Genomic DNA, 1,712 nt, shown 5'->3' on the forward strand with positions numbered 1-1,712 from the left:
GGAAAGAGATATCTTTGAATATATTGAACTTTGGTATAATAAAAAGAGAAGGCACTCAACACTCAATTATCTGACAATTAAAGAATTTAATAACTTAAAAATTAATTATAAATATGCTGCTTAACTTATACTGCACTTTTTGTTTGCATGTCCAGTCCTCAATTCTTTTTTTATTAATCTTAGATATTTTAAACTTTGGGTTTAGACTATTTTCTGCTTGTGAACTCCGTGTAAAATCATCCTCTTTTTGGCAACTAGATAACACCAATGTAACCCCGAAGAGCAACATTACTAGTTTTAAATACTGTTTACATTTTCTTTTTTTCAATCGTTTGGTTGGTTTTAAAAATTATTAATTTTAACTATTAAAAACCAAGTATATAATAATAATAATAACAATCTCACAATACCTTTTTGTACCATTCATCGAAAACTACAACTTATTTGCACTTTTCGTTACGGTAAAAACCGTAATTGGAGTGAAAACGCAAATTTTAAATATTTAAAAAAGCCACTACTTGCGTAATGGCTTTTATAGCTATATTACACTTTATTGTTCAACTAACACCATAGTTGCTGGAATTAAAAATTCGGAAGTGTCCATTTGTGTACCATCATTACACTCTGTGGTATCCCCATATAATTGGTTGTTGGTTCTTGTCCATATTAATTCGTCTGCACTTCCTAAAATCGGAGTATATTCTAGCAACAAATTACCGCTAGCGTATCTGTGACAACCTCCATTAAGTGGTGGTTCTCTATAAGTTAAATCAATTTTATTTGGTCTATAATCATAAACACCTGTTCCTACAATGTGATTTGCAATACTACTAGTATTTATATTACTGTTTGCTCCATAAGTATCGTACATAGTGATACCGTTAATTTTTAATAAATATTCACATCCTAATTTATCATGATAAGTATTTGTAGGCCCCATTCTTACGCGTTCCATTTTTATAAAAGTCACTTTAAAATAAGTTGTACCATCATCATACAACCACTCACCTAAAAAATTTGTAAAATAATTGTTTACGTCTTTATAGTAAATATCTCCAGTATCTGTGGCTTCAGGAAAACCATCAACACCTAATGTTTTTATAGTTTCTTGAGCATTTATTATATTGAATACCCCTGTAAAGAATAAAACTGTTATTAATATTTTAGTTTTCATAATTATTTAAATTGTTATGCTAATATGATATTATCCCGCCAAAACCGCAATCCTTTTTTGTACCATTCATCGAAAACTACAACTTATTTGCGCTTTTCATTACGGTAAAAACCGTAATTGGAGTGAAACCGCAAATTTTGCACACAAAAAAAGCCACTACTTGCGTAATGGCTTTTAAACTGCTACTTTCCTAATACTTTAAAAATATAAGAGAATAGCAGAAAAGAAACAAACTTTATGGTTAATTAACTGCTGTTTTTTATATACTGTGTTGCGCGCAATGTTTCTTAATCAATAATTTTATCCTCAACCATCCAAAACTTTTCAACTTGAATTAAACAAGCAGTAGAGTCCTTTTGTTTCATTAAAATATAAAAGGAATAATGGACATGCAAACAAAAAGTGCAGTATAAGTTAAGCAGCATATTTATAATTAATTTTTAAGTTATTAAATTCTTTAATTGTCAGATAATTGAGTGTTGAGTGCCTTCTCTTTTTATTATACCAAAGTTCAATATATTCAAAGATATCTCTTTCC

Annotated in this window: 3 protein-coding genes; 1 reads left to right on the forward strand and 2 read right to left on the reverse strand. The window is 29.1% G+C overall.

Features of this window, described 5'->3' with window-relative positions:
- Nucleotides 1-124, forward strand: a 124-nt coding sequence (locus tag ES677_RS15940) for an IS3 family transposase (RefSeq protein WP_394349293.1), incomplete at its 5' end; no start/stop codon positions are given.
- Between the two features lie 426 nt (nucleotides 125-550).
- On the opposite strand, the gene ES677_RS15025 is transcribed toward ES677_RS15940, so the two are convergent.
- Nucleotides 551-1,174 carry a DUF6705 family protein gene (locus ES677_RS15025; protein WP_148381700.1) on the reverse strand — a complete coding sequence of 208 codons (624 nt, stop codon included), beginning with the start codon at nucleotides 1,172-1,174 and terminating at the stop codon, nucleotides 551-553.
- Nucleotides 1,175-1,588: 414 nt separating this feature from the next.
- Nucleotides 1,589-1,712, reverse strand: a 124-nt coding sequence (locus ES677_RS15945) for an IS3 family transposase (RefSeq protein ID WP_394349293.1), incomplete at its 5' end; no start/stop codon positions are given.

It is taken from the genome of Bizionia gelidisalsuginis, assembly GCF_008086185.1.
GTDB classification, from domain to species: Bacteria; Bacteroidota; Bacteroidia; order Flavobacteriales; family Flavobacteriaceae; genus Bizionia; species Bizionia saleffrena.